Genomic DNA, 18,616 nt, shown 5'->3' with positions numbered 1-18,616 from the left:
GGCATCCAGGAGACAACAACCATGAGTCAACGACTTGCACTGGCGACACTGGTCGCCGTCGGCTTCATGAATGCGACCGCCCAGGCCCAGACGACACCGCTGTCGTTCTACGGCACGATGGACCTCGCCGTCGGCAAGCTGTCGTCGCAGCCACCCGGTCCACCCAATGCGCCCGTCACCAGTGTGAATGGCGTGCACAACGGCGGCGTGCAGACCAGCTACTTCGGCTTGCGTGGCACGGAAGATCTGGGGGACGGGCTGAAGGCCAAGTTCCAGCTGGAGTCGTTCCTGCGCGCCGACACCGGTGCGTCGGGGCGCTTCAATCCCCCGGGACCTCCGCAGGATCCGCTCTGGTCGCGTGCGGCCTGGGTGGGCCTCGAAGGCGGCTTCGGTGAACTGCGCCTGGGCAACAACACCAACCCGTCCTGGCTTGCCAACGTGTTCACCAGCGCCATGGGCAGCAACTCGCTGTTTTCGCCCTCGTTCCGCCAGCAGTACAACGGCAGCACCCGCGGCTACATGGCACAGGACACGGGGCTGAGCAACTCGCTGAGCTACTCGTCGCCGATGCTGGCCGGCACGGTGGTCACGGTCAACGTGCAGGCGTCCGAAGGGACCGGCTCGGGCAACAACCTCAACGGCAGCGTCGTCCACCGGGCCGGTCCGCTGCTGCTCGCTTTGGCCGGCGCCCGCGTGCAGCACGTGCCGTCGCCCGATCCGGCCGGCGCGCTGGATGAACAGTTTGTGATGCTGGGTGCGCACTACGACCTGAAGGTGGTGACGCTGTTTGCACAGTACACCGACTTCAAGGACAAGCTGGGCAACATCAAGATCAGGACGCCTCACATCGGGCTGACGGCGCCCGTGGGGACAGGGCAGGTGCAGCTGGCCTGGGCCGAGGGCAAGACCTCCGGTGCGGCAAGTGGCAAACGCACCACCACCAGCGCGGGCTATCTGCATCCGCTCTCGCGCCGCACGCAGCTGTACCTGATGGTCGGCACCGACAAGGTGTCGACTGGAACGGCCAAGAGCTACGTCACGGGCATCCGGCACACGTTCTGATCGCAGGAGACTGACCATGACCACTCCCTCTCAACCCTTGAATCGGCGCGGTGTGATGACCGCCGCCGCGGCGGCCACCCTGGGGCTGGCGTTTCCGCCGCTGCGCGCGCAGGCCTTGCCACCACTGGCCCGAATCATCGTCGGCTTCCCTCCCGGCGGATCACCCGACTATGTGGCACGGCGCCTCGCCGAAGGCCTCACCGGCAAACTGGCGGCGGCCGTCGTCGTCGAGAACCGGCCCGGCGCGGGCAGCCGCATTGCCCTGGACGCCGCACGTCAGCTGCCGCCCGATGGCCTGACATTGCTGCTGTCGCCGGCGGGCATGGTGGCCACCAATCCCCACACCTATCGCAAGCTCAACTACGACCCGGTCAAGGACCTCACGCCCATCACGATGACCCACTCGGTGACCTTCGGCTTCGCCGTCGGACCGGCCGTGCCCTCACAGGTGCGCGACATCGCCGGGTTTGCAGCCTGGGCCAAGGGCCAATCAGGCACCATCGCCTTCGGATCACCCGCTGCGGGCGCGCCGCCGCACTTCATCGGCGACTGGCTCGGCCGCAGCCTCAACCTCGGTCTGACCCATGTGGCCTACCGGGGCGGAGCGCCGGCGCTGAACGATTTGTTCGGTGGGGCCATCGCCTCGCTGTCGCTGACGCTCGGTGACCTGGTCAAACCGGCCGAGGCACAGCGGCTGCGCATCCTTGCGGTTTCAGGAAGCAAGCGCTCCGTGTTCGCTCCGTCGGTGCCCACCTTCGTGGAGCAGGGCATCAAGGGGCTGGATCGCGACGACTGGTTTGGTCTTTATGTGGCCGGTCAGGCCGCGCCCGAGGTCGTGCAGCGGCTCTCCGCGATCACCAAGGAAGTGCAGGAAGGAGCGGTCTACCAGAAGGCCATGCGCAGCAACTTCCTGGAACCGACCTGGACCACGCCCCAGGAACTGGCCCAGCGGGGACAGGACGATCTCGCGCACTGGGGTCCCATCATCAAGGCCTCCGGTTTCACAGCCGACTCCTGACCCATCGGTGATCCCTCCCGTGTCGCCACGACCCTTGCACGCCCGCAAGCCCGGCGGTCAATTTCTGTTCCACCCATTCCCATGAAACCTGTCCACCTTCTGATTGACGGCAAAGCGTTGCCCGCGACCGGCGGCGCCTGCTTCCACCGCCACAACCCCCTGGACCCCACCGAGACCACGGTGGCCGCAGCCGCGACCCCTGCCGACTGCGTGGCCGCCGTGGATGCCGCCGCGCGCGCGTTTCCTGCCTGGTCGGCCACCGGGCCAGGCCAGCGCCGCGCGCTGCTCATCGCCGCGGCCCACGAACTCGAAGCCCGCGGCGACGAATTCGCCGAGGCGATGGCGCGAGAGACCGGAGCGTCGCGTCTGTGGGCCGGTTTCAATGTGCACCTCGCCGCAGGCATGCTGCTCGAAGCGGCTGCCCTGACGACGCAGGTGGGGGGCGAGGTCATCCCGTCCGACATCCCGGGCAGCCTGGCCATGGCCATGCGCGTGCCCGCTGGCGTGGTGCTCGGCATTGCGCCCTGGAACGCACCGGTGATCCTGGGGGTGCGTGCGCTGGCGGTGCCGCTCGCCTGCGGCAACACCGTGGTGATGAAGGGGTCCGAGCTGTGCCCCGCGACGCACCAGCTCATCGTGGAGGCGTTGCAGGCCGCAGGCCTGCCACCGGGGGTGGTCAACTTCATCTCGAACGCGCCGGAAGACGCGGCCACCGTGGTCGAAACCCTGATCGCCCATCCGGCGGTGCGCCGCGTCAACTTCACCGGATCGACCCACGTCGGTCGCATCATCGGCATGCTGTGTGCACAGCATCTCAAGCCTGCTGTGCTCGAACTCGGTGGCAAGGCACCGTTCGTGGTGCTGGACGATGCAGACCTCGATGCCGCCGTGGCCGCAGCAGCCTTTGGTGCATTCATGAATTCGGGCCAGATCTGCATGTCCACCGAGCGCATCGTTGTCGATGAGCGGGTGGCCGACGACTTTGTGGCCCGTCTGGCGAAGAAGGCGGGCAGCCTGTCGGTCGGGGACCCGCGCGACACGTCCGGTGGTCCTCGGCCGATGGGTGCGGTGGTGGGCCAGGCCACGGTGGATCGCTGCAACGCGCTGATCGACGATGCGCTGGCCAGGGGGGCGCGGATTGTCTGCGGTGGCAAGGCCGAGTCGCTGATGATGCGGGCCACCCTGCTCGACAACGTCACACCGGCGATGCGCATCTATTCCGAAGAGTGCTTCGGACCAGTGAAACCGGTGGTGCGCGTGAGCGGTGAAGAGGCCGCCATCGCCTGTGCGAACGACAACGCTTATGGCCTCTCGGCGGCGGTCTTCAGCCGCGACCTGGCACGTGCCTGGCGCGTGGCGCAGCGCATCGAGTCGGGCATCTGCCACATCAACGGACCCACGGTGCACGACGAGGCCCAGATGCCGTTCGGCGGTGTCAAGGGTTCTGGCTACGGCCGCTTCGGTGGCAAGGCTGGCATCGAGGCGTTCACCGAGCTGCGCTGGCTGACTGTGCAGACACAGCCGCGCCACTACCCCTTCTGAGCCAACGCATTCTTCATTCACATCCATTCCATACAGGTTGAACAGCATGAACGACATGACAATTCCTTTTGCGACAGCGACGGGCCTGAGGTTCCCGGACGACATCGTGTTCCGCGGTTACGCGGCGCCCTCGCGCGTGGAAGGCGAGGTGCACGATCTGGAGGTCGAAGGGCAGATTCCGAACGAACTCAATGGCGCCTTCTACCGCAACAGCGCCGACCACGCCTACCCGCCGCTGCTGGGCAAGGACATCTTCCTCAACGGTGACGGCATGGTCCACATGGTGCGTTTCGAGAACGGGCACGCCGACCTGAAGACCCGCTACGTCCGCACACGCAAGTTCGAGCTGGAGCGCAAGGCCCGACGCGCGCTGTTCGGCGCCTACCGCAACCCTTTCACCGACCTTGCCGAAGTGGCGGGTGAAGACAACAACACCGCCAACACCTCGGTGCTGTGGCACCACGGCAAGCTCTACGCGCTCAAGGAGTCCGGTCTGCCGTACGAGCTGGACCCGAACACCCTGGAGACGCTGGGCGAGCGCAACTTCGGTGGCAAGCTCAACCGCACCTTCACCGCCCACCCCAAGCTCGATCCGGAAACGGGCGAGTGCATCGCCTTTGCCTACAACGCGCCGGGGCAGCCCACCCGTGACATCGAGCTGTACGTGATCTCCCCGAGCGGCGAGATCACCTCCCACGAGACTTTCCAGGCACCCTACAGCTCCATGGTCCACGACTGCCTGGTCTCGCGCAACTACATCGCCTTCCTGGTATGCCCCATGACCTGTGACTGGGAACGGGTGAAGAAAGGCGAGCCGTACTGGCATTGGGACAGCCACTTGAAGACGCACGTGGCGATCATCCCTCGCAAGGAGGGTGTCAAGGCCATCCGCTGGTACACCTGCCCCAAAGTCGCCCAGCAGACCCACACCTTCAATGCGTGGGAAGAGCAGACCGAGGCGGGGACGACGCTGCATCTGGACCAGTTCATCACCGAATCGGGCTGGCTCAGCCAGTTTCCCGACATACGCGATCCCAATGCACGTGAGAAGCCGCCGTTCGGTGAGCGCTGGTCCTTCGACCTCGACAGCGCTTCACCTGAATTCCGCATGCAGCGCCTGATCAACCAGATCGGCGAGATGCCGGCGATTGATCCGCGCTACGCGATGAAGCGCGCGAACCACTTCTGGTTCGGCACCAACAACCCGGCGATCGGCCCCATGCTGCCGTGGGGACCGAAAGGCCCACCGTTCACCTGCGTGGGGCATTTCGACGAAGCGGCCAACAAGCTGAACTTCTGGTATGCCGGCCCCGACTCTGCGCCGGAGGAACCCCACTTTGTTCCCCGTGGTCCCGATGCCGCGGAAGGCGACGGCTGGATCCTCACCATGGTGGGGCGGCGCGCGGAGAACCGCACCGACCTGGTGATCCTGGATGCGCTGCACCTGGACCGCGGTCCGGTCGCCGTGGTGAAGTTCCCTTACCGTGTGCACGAAGGTTTCCACGGCATCTGGGTCGGCGCGCAGGCGCTGGGCTGGTGAACGCTCAAGGGGCCGCGATGTTCAGCGTGGGTCGGAGAACGCTTCACCTCTGGTGGCTGGTACTGGCGGTGATGACCTCGCTGCCGTCGGCCGCTCTCGCGCAGGCCATCAGGCTGGCGCACATCGGTCCGTTCACCGGCCCCGCGGCCAACGATGCGCGGGACCTCAACGCTGGCATGCAGGCCTATCTCGCTCAGGCGAACGCACAGGGGGGCGTGGGTGGGCGCAAGCTGGAACTGTTGACGCTGGATGACCGCTACGACCGGGCGGTGTTTTCGCAGCAGTTTGCCCAGGCGCAGGCTCAAGGAGCGGTGGCGCTGCTTTCTCCGCTGGGGCTTGGCGCCCTGAGAGCCTTGCTGGAGGACCAGCTTCTGGATCGCAGCGACATGGTGGTGGTGAACGCCGTGCCAGGGGCCACACCCTTTCGTTCACCGGGTCATTCACGGCTGTTTCACCTGCGAGCCAGTGATCGGCAGCAGATTGAAATCGTTCTGCGCCAAGCAGCCTCCATCGGTGTGCGCCGCATGACGGTGCTGGTGCAGGACTTGCGGGCAGGCGAGGCCGACGTGAAGGGTGCGCATGCAAGCAGGAGCGACACTGGGAGCCTGGCGCTGACCCTGCACGAGACCCCCGAGAACCCGGATGAACTCGCGAAGCTCGCGCAGCGCATTTCAGACAGCGACACCGAGGCGGCACTGGTCATCGGTTCGCCACCGAACATGGCCAGAGCAGTGACCGCGCTGAGAAAAGCGGGCATGCGGCGACATCTCTACGCCTTGTCTTACCTGCCGCCCGCGCTGCTCACGCAGATGGGTGGATCAGACGCGGCTCGGGGTGTGGCGATCGCACAGACCTACCCGAACCCCATGGGCAGAACCATGCCGCTGCACCGCGAATTTCAAGCCGCCATGCGGGCTTCCGCCCCCGCCATCGCGGCGTATTCATCCTTTCATCTGGAGGGGTACCTGAGTGCGCGCGTGGCGGTCGAGAGCCTGCGCCGTGCTCAGGGTGGAGCCCAGTCCGCCGCCATGGAAGCAGCCCTGCGCCGGATGAGCCCGCTGGACTTGGGCGGCTTCCGGGTGGACTTCAGCCGGAGCAACGCGGGTAGCCCGTACGTGGACATCGGTGTGGTCGACGCGCGGGGGCGGCTCATCTACTGAACAACAGACTTTGCTCAGGCGCCGTAGCGCGTGAACAGCACGTTGTTCTCCAGGTGGATGTGGCTGATCAGGTCGTTGGTCAGCTGCGCCGTGCCGGCGTAGAGCGCGCGCCAGGTGTTGCAGGCGCCCTGGGGCGGGGTGTGGTCGTGGGTCAGCGCGGCCAGCCGTTCCAGGTGTTCACCATGGCCGGTGTGCTCGTCGCGCATCACGGTGATCGGGCCTTCCAGTCCGGCACCGCCGTCCTCGATGGCCGGGAACAGCACCTGCTCTTCCTTCTCCATGTGCTCCAGCAGCTCGACCTCCATCAGCTCCAGGTGCTCGGCCAGACCGTGCGGGGCGTCGGGGTGGTCGCGGTGCACCGCCTCGACGCGGCGGGCCATGCGCACCAGCTCGGGCAACTGTTCGCGGTGCACCGCGTGGTAGCGGGTGAGGATGTGGTCGATCAGCGCCGCGGCGTCCGGCGACTCCGGCGCGGTGTCGTTGCGCTGCAAACCCGCCAGCTCGGCCACCACACGGATGGTGTCCAGGCCCTTGCGCTCGCAAGCCTCGTCCAGGCTGATCTGGCCGCCGCAGCAGAAGTCCAGCTTGAGTCGGCGGAAGATGGCGGTGGCGCCGGGCAGGTCGACGGCGATCTGGCCGATGGCCTGCTGCTCGATGGGGTGGTCGGTGGTGAGGGTACTCATGGGTGTCCTTTAAATGTTCATAGTAGATGCATGTATTGAGCCATAAAACGCCTCACGGCTGCATATTTCCTTCGGACGAGTCCGGGCTTCCGGAAGAACGAGCCCGGGCCTGCTTCAGCGCGGAACGATGAAGGCGGCGTCGACGCGCACCGGCGGTCCGTCCCCGTCGTCCGCCCCCTCGGGGATCACCGACACCGTGGCGTGCAGTGTCTGGCCCGCGTGTGGTTGCGCCGCCTCGGCCGGCAGCACCAGGCGCAGCGGCACCGAGGCGCTGGCGGCGGCCTCCACCGAAAGCGTCGTGGCCGAGTCGATGCGCAGGCCGGGCGCGCCCTCCACCGCCAGCCGGAAGCGGCGCACCCGCTCCTGGCTGTTGGTCACCTGCAGGCGGTAGGTGTTCTCGATCGCGCCGCGGTCCACCATGCGGGCCAGCGCCCCACGGTCCTTGATCAGCACGGCGGCGACGTCGCTGCGGTGGGCCAGGCTCCAGAGCCAGGCCCCGGTGAGGCCGGCGAGCAGGGTGCCGTAGATCAGCACGCGCGGGCGCCAGACCCGGCGCAGCATCTGGCGCGCGCTCCAGCCCCGGGCCACCGCGTTGCCGGTGGTGTAGCGGATCAGGCCTTGCGGGTAACCCATCTTGTCCATCACGTCGTCGCACACGTCGATGCAGGCCGCGCAGGCGATGCACTCGTTCTGCAGGCCGTTGCGGATGTCGATGCCGGTGGGACAGACCTGCACGCACAGCGTGCAGTCGACGCAGTCGCCCAGGCCGGCGGGGCGCTCTTCGGCCTTGCGCGAGCGCGGGCCGCGGCTTTCGCCGCGCGCGCTGTCGTAGGCGATGACCAGCGAGTCCATGTCGATCAGCGCGCTCTGGAAGCGGGCGTAAGGGCACATGTACTTGCACATCTGCTCGCGCAGGTAGCCGGCGTTGCCGTAGGTGGCGGCGGCATAGAACAGCACCCAGAACCACAGCCAGGGCGCCTGTGCCGGGTACAGCAGGGCAGGGGCCAGTTCGCGGATGGGGTGGAAGAAGCCGACGAAGGTGAAGCCGGTGAGCAGCGCCAGGCCGATCCAGCCGGCCTGCTTGGCGCCTTTGCGCGAGAGCTTGTGCAGCGACCAGGGCTGGGCGTCCAAGCGCATGCGGGCCGAGCGGTCGCCCTCGGTCTTGCGCTCGATCCACAGGAACATCTCGGTGTAGACCGTCTGCGGGCAGCTGTAGCCGCACCACAGGCGCCCGGCGATGGCGGTGAAGAAGAACAGCGCCAGCGCGCTGATCACCAGCAGGGCGGCCAGGTAGATGAAGTCCTGTGGCTGCAGCACCAGGCCCAGCACGTAGAAGCGGCGCTGCTCCAGGTCGAACAGCAGGGCCTGGCGCCCGTTCCACTGCAGCCAGGGCATGCCGTAGAAGAAGAGCTGCGTCACCCATACCATGACCCAGCGCCAGCGAGCGAACACGCCGGTGACCGAGCGCGGGTAGATCTTGATGCGGCTCTCGTACAGCGAACCGCCGGGGTGCGCGTTGGCTGCGGATGGTGTGGTGCTCATGAGGTGTTCGTGGGGTCGGGCGCGCGCTGGTCCAGCTCGTCGGCCTTGTCCTGCACGCAGGCCCAGTCGTCGGCGTCGGGCAGCGGCGCCACGCTGCGGGTGATGACAGGCCAGCGCTCGCTGAGTTCGGCGTTGATGGGGATGAAGCGCTGCTGGCTTGACGGCACGTCGGCGTCGAAGAAAATGGCCTCCACCGGGCACTCGGGCACGCAGACGGCGCAGTCGATGCAGTCGTCGGGGCTGATGACCAGCATGTTCCGGCCGGCACGGAAGGCGTCGGTCGGGCAGACATCGACGCAGTCCGTGTAGCGGCACCGGATGCAGGCCTCGGTGACGACGTGGGTCATGGTGAATCGCTTTAAAGGTTCACATTCTATGAATGTTTTTATGATCGAGCCCCATGCCCCTGATGCCGCCGGGGCCCGAACAGGTACAGTGCCCTGGCCTTCTTGCGACCTGCTGAACCCATGACCCACAACGCCTCGCTCTCCACCAAACTGATCCGCATCGGTGCGGCGCTGCTGGTGCTGGCCCTGGCGTCCATCGGGCTGACGCTGTGGGTGACCTGGCAGCTGGAGGGCGGCGCGGCCGCGGTCAACGAGGCCGGCCGCATGCGCATGCAGACCTGGCGCCTGACCAGCGCGGTGCAGGCCCAGCGGCCGCCCGCGGAGGTGCAGGCGCTGGTGCAGCAGTTCGACCAGAGCCTGGGTGTGCTGCGCGAGGGTGACCCGGCCCGTCCGCTGTTCGTGCCCTGGGACCCGGACGTGACGCGCGAGTTCGCCGCGGTGGAGCGGCTCTGGCAGGTCCAGCGCGCTCTCTGGACCTCGCCGCTGCAGCCGGGCGACCCGGTGCTGCTGCGCTCGGCCGACGAGTTCGTCATGGCCATCGACCGGCTGGTGCTGGCCATCGAGCACCAGCTCGCCGGCTTCACCGCGCTGCTCAACCTGTTCCAGTTCGCCATGATGGCACTGGCCATCGCCGGCGCGGTGGTCATGCTCTACACCGGCTACCTCTATGTGATCAACCCGCTGGCGCACCTGCGGCGCGGGCTGGCGCAGGTGGAGGGCGGGCAGTTCGGCACCCGCATCGATGTGGACACGCAGGACGAGTTCGGCCAGGTCGCTGCCGGCTTCAACCGCATGGCCGCGACGCTCCAGTCGCTCTACCAGGGGCTGGAGGCCAAGGTCCAGGCCAAGACGCAGCGCATCGAGGCGCAGCGCGCGCGGCTGGAGTCGCTCTACGAGGTCAGCGCCTTCCTGGCCAAGGCCAACACCATCGAAGAGCTGTCCAAGGGCTTCTCGCAGCGCGTGCGCACGGTCATGAAAGCCGATGCGGTGGCGGTGCGCTGGTCCGACGAGGCCAACCAGCGCTATCTGATGCTGGCTTCCGACTGCTTCCCGCAGGAAATGCAGGCCGAAGAGCGCAGCCTGATCGCGGGCGCCTGTGCTTGCGGCAGCCTGCAGCCCGATGCGCGCACCCGCGTCATCCCCATCCACAGCCACGAGGCCGCGCCCATGCGGCACTGTGCGAAGGTGGGCTACCAGAACCTGGTGAGCGTGCCGGTGCGCCTGCAGCAGCGGCTGATCGGGGAGATCGACCTGTTCTTCCGCAGCGAGGTGCATCTCAACGCCGACGAGACCGAGCTGCTGGACGCGCTGGCCAGCCACCTGGCCAGCGCGCTCGAAGGCCTGCGCGCCGCAGCGCTGGAGCGCGAGGCCGCGGTGGGCGAGGAGCGGGCCTTGCTGGCGCGCGAGCTGCACGACTCCATCGCCCAGTCGCTGGCCTTCCTCAAGATCCAGACCGGACTGCTGCGCGGTGCGGTGCAGAAGCAGCAGCCCGAGAAGGTGCAGTCCACGCTGGACGAACTGGACGCGGGTCTGAAGGAAAGCATCAACGACGTGCGCGAGCTGCTGGTGCACTTCCGCACCCGCACCAACAACGTCGACATCGAGGCCGCGCTGCAGGAGACCCTGCAGAAGTTCCAGCACCAGACCGGTCTGCCCACGCGACTGCAGATCGATGGCGAGGGCCTGCCGCTGCCGGCCGATGTGCAGGTGCAGGTGCTGCACGTGGTGCAGGAGGCGCTGTCCAACGTGCGCAAGCACGCCGATGCCAGCCATGTGAGTCTGGATGTGCACAAGGGCGAGCAATGGCGCTTCGTGGTACGGGACAACGGCAGCGGCTTCGACACGGCGCAGCAGCACGGCGAGACCCACGTCGGCATCAAGATCATGCGCGAGCGGGCCGCACGCATCGGCGCCACGGTGCTGATCGAATCCCTCCACAACCAGGGCACCGCCGTCACACTCACGCTGCCCAGAAACCCCGTGACCGCCGTCGGCGCAGGCACGGCGGGCCTGGACTTCTCCGAATCCGTACTGACCACCCCATGACCTCTTCCATCGAGCTGCTGCTGGTCGACGACCACACCCTGTTCCGCCGCGGCCTCAAGGCGCTGCTGGAGCAGGACGAGCGCTTCACCGTCACCGCCGAAGCCGGCGACGTGGGCGAAGCCCTGCGTTGCCTGCAGCGCCGGCCGCCGCAGGTGATCCTGCTGGACAACCACCTGCCCGGCGTGCGCGGGGTGGACGCCATCCCCGCGCTGAAGGAAGCCGCTCCCGAGGCGCGCGTGTTGATGCTCACCGTGAGCGAGGACGAGAACGACCTGGCCGCCGCCCTGCAGGCCGGTGCCGACGGCTACCTGCTCAAGACGGTGGAGTCCGACCAGCTGTGCGAAACCATCGTCAAGGTGCTGGACGGGGAGTCGGTCATCAGCCCCGAGATGATGACCAAGCTGGTGGCGGTGTTCCGCTCGCGGCCTTCAGCGGCGTCCACGGCAGGGCCCGTGATGGCACCGGTCAGTGCGCCGGTGCCGCTGGAGGCGCCGCGCGAGGCCGCCTCCGGTGCCGACCTGCTGTCACCGCGCGAGCGCGAAATCCTCTTGCTGATCGCGCGCGGTGATTCCAACAAGCTGATCGCGCGCGAACTGGACATTGCCGAGACCACGGTGAAGATCCACGTGCAGCACATCCTGCGCAAGCTGGGCCTCTCCTCGCGCGTGCAGGCCGCGGTGTTCGCGACCAGCCAGGGCCTGGCCTGACACAGGCCGATTCCGGGCTTGATCCAGCGCAAACCCGCCTGAAAAACCAAAGGAAGTAGTTCTTCCGGACGATGCCGCCGTGTGGCCGCATCGTCCTTCTGCCTTGGCCGCGTGTGCCTCCGGCGGATGTTCAGCCCTGCTCCGAAAAAGGACATTCATGCCATGTCTTTCGGAGAGAAAACATGGCATCTGAACTGAGAAATGAAAGAAAGGCCTGGTCGGTCCTGATCGTCAGCACGCTGGCGTTCACGGTCTGCTTCATGGTCTGGATGATGTTCGGCGTGATCGGCATCCCGATCAAGAAGATGCTGAACCTGAACGCGACCGAATTCGGTCTGCTCACCGCCACGCCGGTGCTCACCGGCTCGCTGATCCGCGTGCCCCTGGGCATCTGGACCGACCGTTACGGCGGCCGCATCGTGATGACCATCCTGATGGCGATCACCGTGCCGGCGATCTGGTTGATGAGCTACGCCACCGAGTACTGGCACTTCCTGGTCATCGGCCTGTTCGTGGGCCTGGCCGGTGGTTCCTTCTCGGTCGGCACGCCCTATGTCGCGCGCTGGTTCCCCAAGAGCCGCCAGGGCATGGCCATGGGCGTGTACGGGGCCGGCAACTCCGGCTCGGCGGTCAACAAGTTCGTCGCGCCGGTGCTGCTGGTGGCCTTCGGCTGGACCATGGTGCCGCAGGTGTACGCCGCCATCATGCTCGGCACCGTGGTGCTGTTCTGGCTGTTCAGCCACAGCGACCCGGCGCACCTGGTGCCCAGCAACGTCAAGTTCAGCGACCAGCTCCAGGCGCTGAAGGACCCCAAGGTGCTCAAGTACTGCCAGTACTACAGCATCGTGTTCGGCGGCTACGTGGCGCTGGCGCTGTGGATGGTGCAGTACTACGTGGGCGAATACGGCCTGGACATCCGCGTGGCCGCGCTGCTGGCCGCCTGCTTCTCGCTGCCCGGCGGCGTGCTGCGCGCCATCGGTGGTGTGCTCTCCGACAAGTACGGTGCGCACAAGGTCACCTGGTGGGTGATGTGGGTGAGCTGGATCTGCCTGTTTCTGCTGAGCTACCCGCAGACCGACTTCACGGTGCAGACCGTCAACGGTCCGACCACCTTCCACATCGGCCTGAACGTCTACACCTTCACCACGCTGATGGCCATCCTGGGTGTGGCCTGGGCCTTCGGCAAGGCCAGCGTCTTCAAGTACATCAGCGACGACTACCCCAAGAACATCGGTGCCATCAGCGGCATCGTCGGCCTGGCCGGCGGCCTGGGCGGCTTCGTCCTGCCCATCCTGTTCGGCGTGCTGATGGACCTCACCGGCATCCGTTCCAGCGCCTTCATGTTGATGTACGGCGTGGTCTGGGTCTCGCTGATCTGGATGTACTGGACCGAGGTCCGCCAGACCGAGGTCATGGGCGCCAACGCCAAGTCCTTCTCCCTGCAGAACTGATCACCTCGGGTCATCCCCATGAACACCCACACCAAATCCATCGCCACCTCCAGTGCGTCCACGGGCGCCGATGTGCAGGACTGGCGTCCAGAAGACGAGCGCTTCTGGGCCACCACCGGCAGCCGCATCGCCTACCGCAACCTCTGGATCTCGATTCCCGCCCTGCTGTGCGGCTTCGCGGTCTGGGGCATGTGGGGGATCATCACCGTGCAGATGCTCAACCTGGGTTTCCCCTTCACCCAGGCCGAGCTGTTCACGCTGACAGCCATCGCGGGCATCTCCGGCGCCACCATGCGCATCCCGGCCTCGTTCCTGATCCGCCTGGCCGGTGGACGCAACACCATCTTCCTGACCACATCGATGCTGCTGGCCCCGGCCATCGGCACCGGCATCGTGCTGCAGCACCCCGAGTGGCCGCTGTGGTCTTTCCAGCTCATGGCGCTGTGGTCCGGCGTGGGCGGCGGCAACTTCGCCAGCTCGATGTCCAACATCAGCACCTTCTTCCCCAAGCGCCTGCAGGGCACGGCGCTGGGCCTGAACGCCGGTCTGGGAAACTTCGGCGTGACCACGATGCAGATCGTGATCCCGCTGGTGATGACGCTGCCGCTGCTCGGCGCCTTCGGCGGTGAGCCGATGACGCTGGTGAAGGACAGCGGCTGGATCCTGGGCAAGATCGCTGCGGGCACGCCGACCTGGATCCAGAACGCCGGCTTCGCCTGGGTCTTCTCGCTGGTGCCGCTGGGCGCGCTGTGCTGGTTCGGCATGAACAACCTCAAGACGGTCTCGCCCAACACCGGCAACGCGCTCACCGCGTTCGCCAAGATCACCTACCTCTACACCCTGGCCTTCGTGCCCACGGTGTTCATGCTCTGGCTCTACCTGCCCAAGCCCACCGGCCTGGGTGTGCTGAGCATGTGGGTCGCGATTCCGCTGGACATCGTGATGGCGCTGGCCGTGATGCGTCTGGCCGCCTTCGGCGAGATGAAGGAAGGCGTGAAGAAGCAGTTCGCCATCTTTGGCAACAAGCACACCTGGTCGCTGACTGCGCTCTACATCGTCACCTTCGGCTCCTTCATCGGCTTCTCGATGGCGCTGCCGCTGGCCATCACCGTGATCTTCGGCTTCCAGCACATCCCCGACGCCGCCGGCGTCATGCAGCACACGCTGAAGAACCCCAACGCACCCTCGGCCCTGACCTACGCCTGGATCGGCCCCTTCGTCGGTGCCGCCGTGCGCCCCATCGGCGGCTGGATCAGCGACAAGATCGGCGGCTCCATCGTGACCCAGGTGATCACCGCGGTGATGGCCGCTGCCGCCGTGGCCGTGGGCTACGTGATGATGCAGGCCTACGGCTCGGCCACGCCCGAGCAGTACTTCCCGATGTTCCTGGGCCTGTTCATGGTGCTGTTCTTCGCCAGCGGCATCGGCAACGGCTCCACCTTCCGCACCATCGGCGTGATCTTCGACCGCGCCCAGGCCGGCCCCGTGCTGGGCTGGACCTCGGCGGTCGCCGCCTACGGCGCCTTCATCGCGCCGGTGCTGATCGGCCAGTACATCAAGGCCGGCACCCCGCAGCTGGCCTTCTACGGCTTCGCCGTCTTCTACGCCCTGTGCCTGGTGCTGAACTGGTGGTTCTACCTGCGCAAGGGCGCCGAGATCCGCAACCCCTGAGCGCCCCCAGACACGTTTTTCGGAGACCCCACGATGAGTCATTTCCTCGACCGCCTGAGCCACTTCTCGGCCCCCACTGAAAGCTTTTCCGGCGCGCACGGCATCACCACCGGCGAAGACCGCACCTGGGAAGACGCCTACCGCGACCGCTGGGCCCACGACAAGATCGTGCGCTCCACCCACGGCGTGAACTGCACGGGTTCCTGCTCGTGGAAGATCTACGTCAAGGGCGGCATCGTCACCTGGGAAACCCAGCAGACCGACTACCCGCGCACCCGCGCCGACCTGCCCAACCACGAGCCGCGCGGCTGCGCCCGTGGCGCCTCTTACAGCTGGTACCTGTACAGCGCCAACCGCGTGAAGTACCCCATGGTGCGCGGCAAGCTGCTGCAGCACTGGCGCGCCGCGCTGGCCGTGGCCAGGAGCCCGGTCGACGCCTGGGCCGCCATCGTCGAGAACCAGGAGGCACGCCGCCAGTGGCAGCAGCAGCGTGGCCTGGGCGGCATGGTGCGCAGCACCTGGGACGAGGTGAACCAGCTGGTGGCCGCGGCCAACGTCTACACCGCCAAGAAGTACGGCCCCGACCGCGTGATCGGCTTCTCGCCCATCCCGGCCATGTCCATGGTCAGCTACGCCGCCGGCTCGCGCTACCTCTCGCTCATCGGCGGCGTGTGCATGAGCTTCTACGACTGGTACTGCGACCTGCCGCCGGCCAGCCCGCAGGTCTGGGGCGAACAGACCGACGTGCCCGAATCGGCCGACTGGTACAACTCGACCTACATCATCGCCTGGGGCTCCAACGTGCCCCAGACCCGCACGCCCGATGCCCACTTCTTCACCGAGGTGCGCTACAAGGGCGCGAAGACCGTGGCGATCACGCCCGACTACGCCGAGATCAGCAAGCTCTGCGACCTGTGGATGCACCCCAAGCAGGGCACCGACGCGGCGATCGCCATGGCCATGGGCCACGTGATCCTCAAGGAGTTCTACTTCGACAAGCGCTCGTCGTACTTCGACGACTACGTGCGCCGCTACACCGACATGCCGAATCTGGTGCAGCTCGAAGAGCGCACCCTGCCCGACGGTCGCCAGGTGGTGGTGCCCGGCCGCTACCTGCGCGCCAGCGACTTCAACGGCAAGCTCGGTCAGGCCAACAACCCCGAGTGGAAGACGGTCGCCATCGACCAGGACGACAAGATCGTGCTGCCCAACGGCTCCATCGGCTTCCGCTGGGGCGCCGAAGGCCGCGCCGACGCGGGCAAGTGGAACCTGGAAGACAAGGAAGCGCGCGGCGACGAGCACGTCAAGCTCAAGCTCAGCCTGATGGAAGGTGAGGGCAGCGAGTACGAGGTGGGCTCGGTGGCCTTCCCGTACTTCGGTGGCATCGACACCCCCAACTTCACCGCCAACAAGCAGGCCAGCGCCATCGACGACGTGCTGGTGCGCCAGGTGCCGGTGCGCCGCGTCAAGCTCGGCAAGGCCGGTGAAGAGCGCTACGCCCTGGTCGCCACCGTGTTCGACCTGACGGTCGCCAACTACGGCGTGAACCGTGGCCTGCCGGGCGACACCGGTGCCACCAGCTACGACCAGGACGTGCCCTACACGCCGGCCTGGCAGGAAAAGATCACCGGCGTCAAGCGCGACCAGGTGATCGCCGTGGCGCGCCAGTTCGCCGACAACGCCGACAAGACCAAGGGCAAGTCCATGGTCATCATCGGCGCGGCCATGAACCACTGGTACCACAGCGACATGAACTACCGCGGCATCATCAACATGCTGATGATGTGCGGCTGCATCGGCCAGAGCGGTGGCGGCTGGGCGCACTACGTGGGCCAGGAAAAACTCCGCCCCCAGACCGGCTGGACCGCGCTGGCCTTCGCGCTCGACTGGGTGCGCCCGCCGCGCCAGATGAACTCCACCAGCTTCTTCTACGCCCACACCGACCAGTGGCGTTACGAGAAGCTGGGCGTGGACGAGATCCTCTCGCCGCTGGCCGACAAATCCAAGTTCGGCGGCAGCCTGATCGACTACAACGTGCGCGCCGAGCGCATGGGCTGGCTGCCCAGCGCACCGCAGCTGCAGACCAACCCGATGCAGGTTGTCAGGGACGCCACCGCCGCCGGCATGGACCCCAAGGACTACGCGGTCAAGGCGCTGAAGGGCGGCTCGCTGCGCATGAGCTGCGAAGACCCGGACAACCCGCTGAACTGGCCGCGCAACCTGTTCGTGTGGCGCTCCAACATCCTGGGCTCCAGCGGCAAGGGCCACGAGTACTTCCTCAAGCACCTGCTGGGCACCACCCACGGCGTGCAGGGCAAGGACCTGGGCGCCGACGAAGCCAAGCCCACCGAAGTCAAGTGGCACGACAAGGCGCCCGAAGGCAAGCTGGACCTGGTGGTCACGCTGGACTTCCGCATGAGCACGACCTGCCTGTATTCGGACGTCGTGCTGCCCACGGCGACGTGGTACGAGAAGAACGACCTCAACACCAGCGACATGCACCCCTTCATCCACCCGCTGTCCACCGCGGTGGACCCGGCCTGGCAATCGAAGAGCGACTGGGAGATCTACAAAGGCTTCGCCAAGGCCTACAGCGAGGTCTGCGTCGGCCACCTGGGCGTGGAGAAGGAGCTCATGCTCACGCCGTTGATGCACGACAGCCCGGCCGAACTGGCCCAGCCCTTCGAGGTGAAGGAGTGGAAGAAGGGCGAGTGCGACCTGATCCCGGGCAAGACCGCGCCACAGATCACGGTGGTCGAGCGCGACTATCCCAACACCTACGCCCGCTTCACCGCTCTCGGCCCACTGATGGACAAGGTCGGCAACGGCGGCAAGGGCATCGCCTGGAACACGCAGACCGAGGTCGGCCAGCTCAAGGAGCTCAACGGCCAGGTGCACACCGAAGGCGTGACCAAGGGCATGGCGAAGATCGACAGCGACATCGACGCCTGCGAGGTGGTGCTGCAGCTCGCGCCCGAGACCAACGGCCACGTGGCCGTGAAAGCCTGGGAAGCCCTGAGCAAGATCACCGGCCGCGACCACACCCACCTGGCCCTGCACCGCGAGGACGAGAAGATCCGCTTCCGCGACATCCAGGCCCAGCCGCGCAAGATCATCTCCTCGCCCACCTGGTCCGGTCTGGAGTCCGAGAAGGTCTCGTACAACGCCGGTTACACCAACGTGCACGAACTGATCCCATGGCGCACCCTCACCGGCCGCCAGCAGTTCTACCTGGACCACCCCTGGATGCTCGCCTTCGGTGAAGGTCTCTCCAGCTACCGCCCGCCGGTGGACCTCAAGACCGTGGGCGACATGATCGACCGCCGTCCCAACGGCAACAAGGAGATCAGCCTCAACTTCATCACGCCGCACCAGAAGTGGGGCATCCACAGCACGTACAGCGACAACCTGCACATGCTCACGCTCAACCGTGGCGGTCCGGTGATCTGGCTCAGCGAGGACGACGCCAGGAGCGCCGGCATCGCCGACAACGACTGGGTCGAGCTGTTCAACACCAACGGCGCCATCGCGGCGCGCGCGGTGGTCAGCCAGCGCGTGAACCCGGGCATGGTGCTCATGTACCACGCGCAGGAAAAGATCATCAACACCCCTGGTTCCGAGATCACCAACACCCGCGGCGGCATCCACAACTCGGTCACCCGCATCGTGACCAAACCGACCCACATGATCGGCGGCTACGCGCAGTTCAGCTACGGCTTCAACTACTACGGAACCATCGGCACCAACCGCGACGAGTTCGTCATCGTGCGCAAGATGCGCAAGATCGACTGGCTCGACGGTGAGGGCAAGGACACGGTCCAGGCTTGATCAGCACAGGAGAACAAAG

At 66.6% G+C, this 18,616-nt stretch carries 11 protein-coding genes and 1 pseudogene; 9 read left to right on the top strand and 3 right to left on the bottom strand.

Going from position 1 to position 18,616, the window contains the following annotated elements; translation table 11 throughout:
• Positions 1–21: 21 nt before the first annotated feature.
• From ACFOPI_RS13895 to ACFOPI_RS13875, 5 genes are all read left to right on the top strand, one after another.
• The gene (locus tag ACFOPI_RS13895; RefSeq protein ID WP_382174735.1) at positions 22–1,062 is read left to right on the top strand and encodes a porin; all 1,041 of its coding nucleotides are present in this window, start codon (positions 22–24) and stop codon (positions 1,060–1,062) included.
• Between the two features lie 16 nt (positions 1,063–1,078).
• Entirely contained in the window at positions 1,079–2,080 is a 1,002-nt protein-coding gene (locus ACFOPI_RS13890; RefSeq protein WP_382174734.1) for a tripartite tricarboxylate transporter substrate-binding protein, read from the top strand.
• A gap of 81 nt (positions 2,081–2,161) precedes the next feature.
• On the top strand, positions 2,162–3,622 hold the full coding sequence (locus ACFOPI_RS13885) for an aldehyde dehydrogenase (protein WP_382174733.1): 1,461 nt from the start codon (positions 2,162–2,164) through the stop codon (positions 3,620–3,622).
• Between the two features lie 46 nt (positions 3,623–3,668).
• Positions 3,669–5,162, top strand: coding sequence for a carotenoid oxygenase family protein (locus ACFOPI_RS13880; protein ID WP_382174731.1), 1,494 nt, complete (start codon positions 3,669–3,671; stop codon positions 5,160–5,162).
• A 71-nt stretch (positions 5,163–5,233) separates the two neighbouring features.
• Entirely contained in the window at positions 5,234–6,322 is a 1,089-nt protein-coding gene (locus ACFOPI_RS13875) for an ABC transporter substrate-binding protein (RefSeq protein ID WP_382174730.1), read from the top strand.
• Between the two features lie 14 nt (positions 6,323–6,336).
• On the opposite strand, the gene ytfE is transcribed toward ACFOPI_RS13875, so the two are convergent.
• From ytfE to fdxA, 3 genes are all read right to left on the bottom strand, one after another.
• Entirely contained in the window at positions 6,337–7,005 is a 669-nt protein-coding gene (gene ytfE, locus ACFOPI_RS13870) for an iron-sulfur cluster repair protein YtfE (protein WP_382174728.1), read from the bottom strand.
• Positions 7,006–7,119: 114 nt separating this feature from the next.
• Complete coding sequence (gene ccoG / locus ACFOPI_RS13865) at positions 7,120–8,547, bottom strand: cytochrome c oxidase accessory protein CcoG (protein ID WP_382174726.1); 1,428 nt, start codon at positions 8,545–8,547, stop codon at positions 7,120–7,122.
• Positions 8,544–8,894 carry a ferredoxin FdxA gene (gene fdxA / locus ACFOPI_RS13860; protein WP_382174725.1) on the bottom strand — a complete coding sequence of 117 codons (351 nt, stop codon included), beginning with the start codon at positions 8,892–8,894 and terminating at the stop codon, positions 8,544–8,546. Before fdxA ends, ccoG begins: the two co-directional genes overlap by 4 nt.
• Positions 8,895–9,014: 120 nt before the next feature.
• Here fdxA and ACFOPI_RS13855 point away from each other — a divergent pair, with 120 nt between their 5' ends.
• From ACFOPI_RS13855 to ACFOPI_RS13840, 4 genes and pseudogenes are all read left to right on the top strand, one after another.
• Positions 9,015–10,940 (top strand): type IV pili methyl-accepting chemotaxis transducer N-terminal domain-containing protein, encoded by a 1,926-nt coding sequence (locus ACFOPI_RS13855; protein ID WP_382174723.1) that lies wholly within the window; start codon positions 9,015–9,017, stop codon positions 10,938–10,940.
• Complete coding sequence (locus tag ACFOPI_RS13850; RefSeq protein ID WP_382174721.1) at positions 10,937–11,647, top strand: response regulator; 711 nt, start codon at positions 10,937–10,939, stop codon at positions 11,645–11,647. Before ACFOPI_RS13855 ends, ACFOPI_RS13850 begins: the two co-directional genes overlap by 4 nt.
• Before the next feature lie 71 nt (positions 11,648–11,718).
• A pseudogene (locus ACFOPI_RS13845) lies at positions 11,719–14,769 on the top strand (nitrate/nitrite transporter).
• Positions 14,770–14,802: 33 nt separating this feature from the next.
• Entirely contained in the window at positions 14,803–18,597 is a 3,795-nt protein-coding gene (locus ACFOPI_RS13840; protein ID WP_382174720.1) for a nitrate reductase subunit alpha, read from the top strand.
• Positions 18,598–18,616: the final 19 nt, after the last annotated feature.

Source organism: Hydrogenophaga luteola (assembly GCF_042648585.1).
In the GTDB taxonomy this organism is placed as follows: domain Bacteria; phylum Pseudomonadota; class Gammaproteobacteria; order Burkholderiales; family Burkholderiaceae_C; genus Hydrogenophaga; species Hydrogenophaga luteola.
The sequence above is the reverse complement of the archived record's forward strand: the minus strand, read 5'-3'. Positions and strand labels throughout refer to the sequence as shown.

Excerpts from the sequence above, each read along its gene's own strand:
- fdxA (WP_382174725.1), bottom strand. The coding sequence starts at position 8,894 with ATGACCCACGTCGTCACCGAGGCCTGCATCCGGTGCCGCTACACGGAC.
- ACFOPI_RS13840 (WP_382174720.1), top strand. The coding sequence starts at position 14,803 with ATGAGTCATTTCCTCGACCGCCTGAGCCACTTCTCGGCCCCCACTGAA.
- ACFOPI_RS13875 (WP_382174730.1), top strand. The coding sequence starts at position 5,234 with ATGACCTCGCTGCCGTCGGCCGCTCTCGCGCAGGCCATCAGGCTGGCG.
- ytfE (WP_382174728.1), bottom strand. The coding sequence starts at position 7,005 with ATGAGTACCCTCACCACCGACCACCCCATCGAGCAGCAGGCCATCGGC.
- ACFOPI_RS13885 (WP_382174733.1), top strand. The coding sequence starts at position 2,162 with ATGAAACCTGTCCACCTTCTGATTGACGGCAAAGCGTTGCCCGCGACC.
- ACFOPI_RS13850 (WP_382174721.1), top strand. The coding sequence starts at position 10,937 with ATGACCTCTTCCATCGAGCTGCTGCTGGTCGACGACCACACCCTGTTC.
- ACFOPI_RS13880 (WP_382174731.1), top strand. The coding sequence starts at position 3,669 with ATGAACGACATGACAATTCCTTTTGCGACAGCGACGGGCCTGAGGTTC.
- ccoG (WP_382174726.1), bottom strand. The coding sequence starts at position 8,547 with ATGAGCACCACACCATCCGCAGCCAACGCGCACCCCGGCGGTTCGCTG.
- ACFOPI_RS13855 (WP_382174723.1), top strand. The coding sequence starts at position 9,015 with ATGACCCACAACGCCTCGCTCTCCACCAAACTGATCCGCATCGGTGCG.
- ACFOPI_RS13895 (WP_382174735.1), top strand. The coding sequence starts at position 22 with ATGAGTCAACGACTTGCACTGGCGACACTGGTCGCCGTCGGCTTCATG.
- ACFOPI_RS13890 (WP_382174734.1), top strand. The coding sequence starts at position 1,079 with ATGACCACTCCCTCTCAACCCTTGAATCGGCGCGGTGTGATGACCGCC.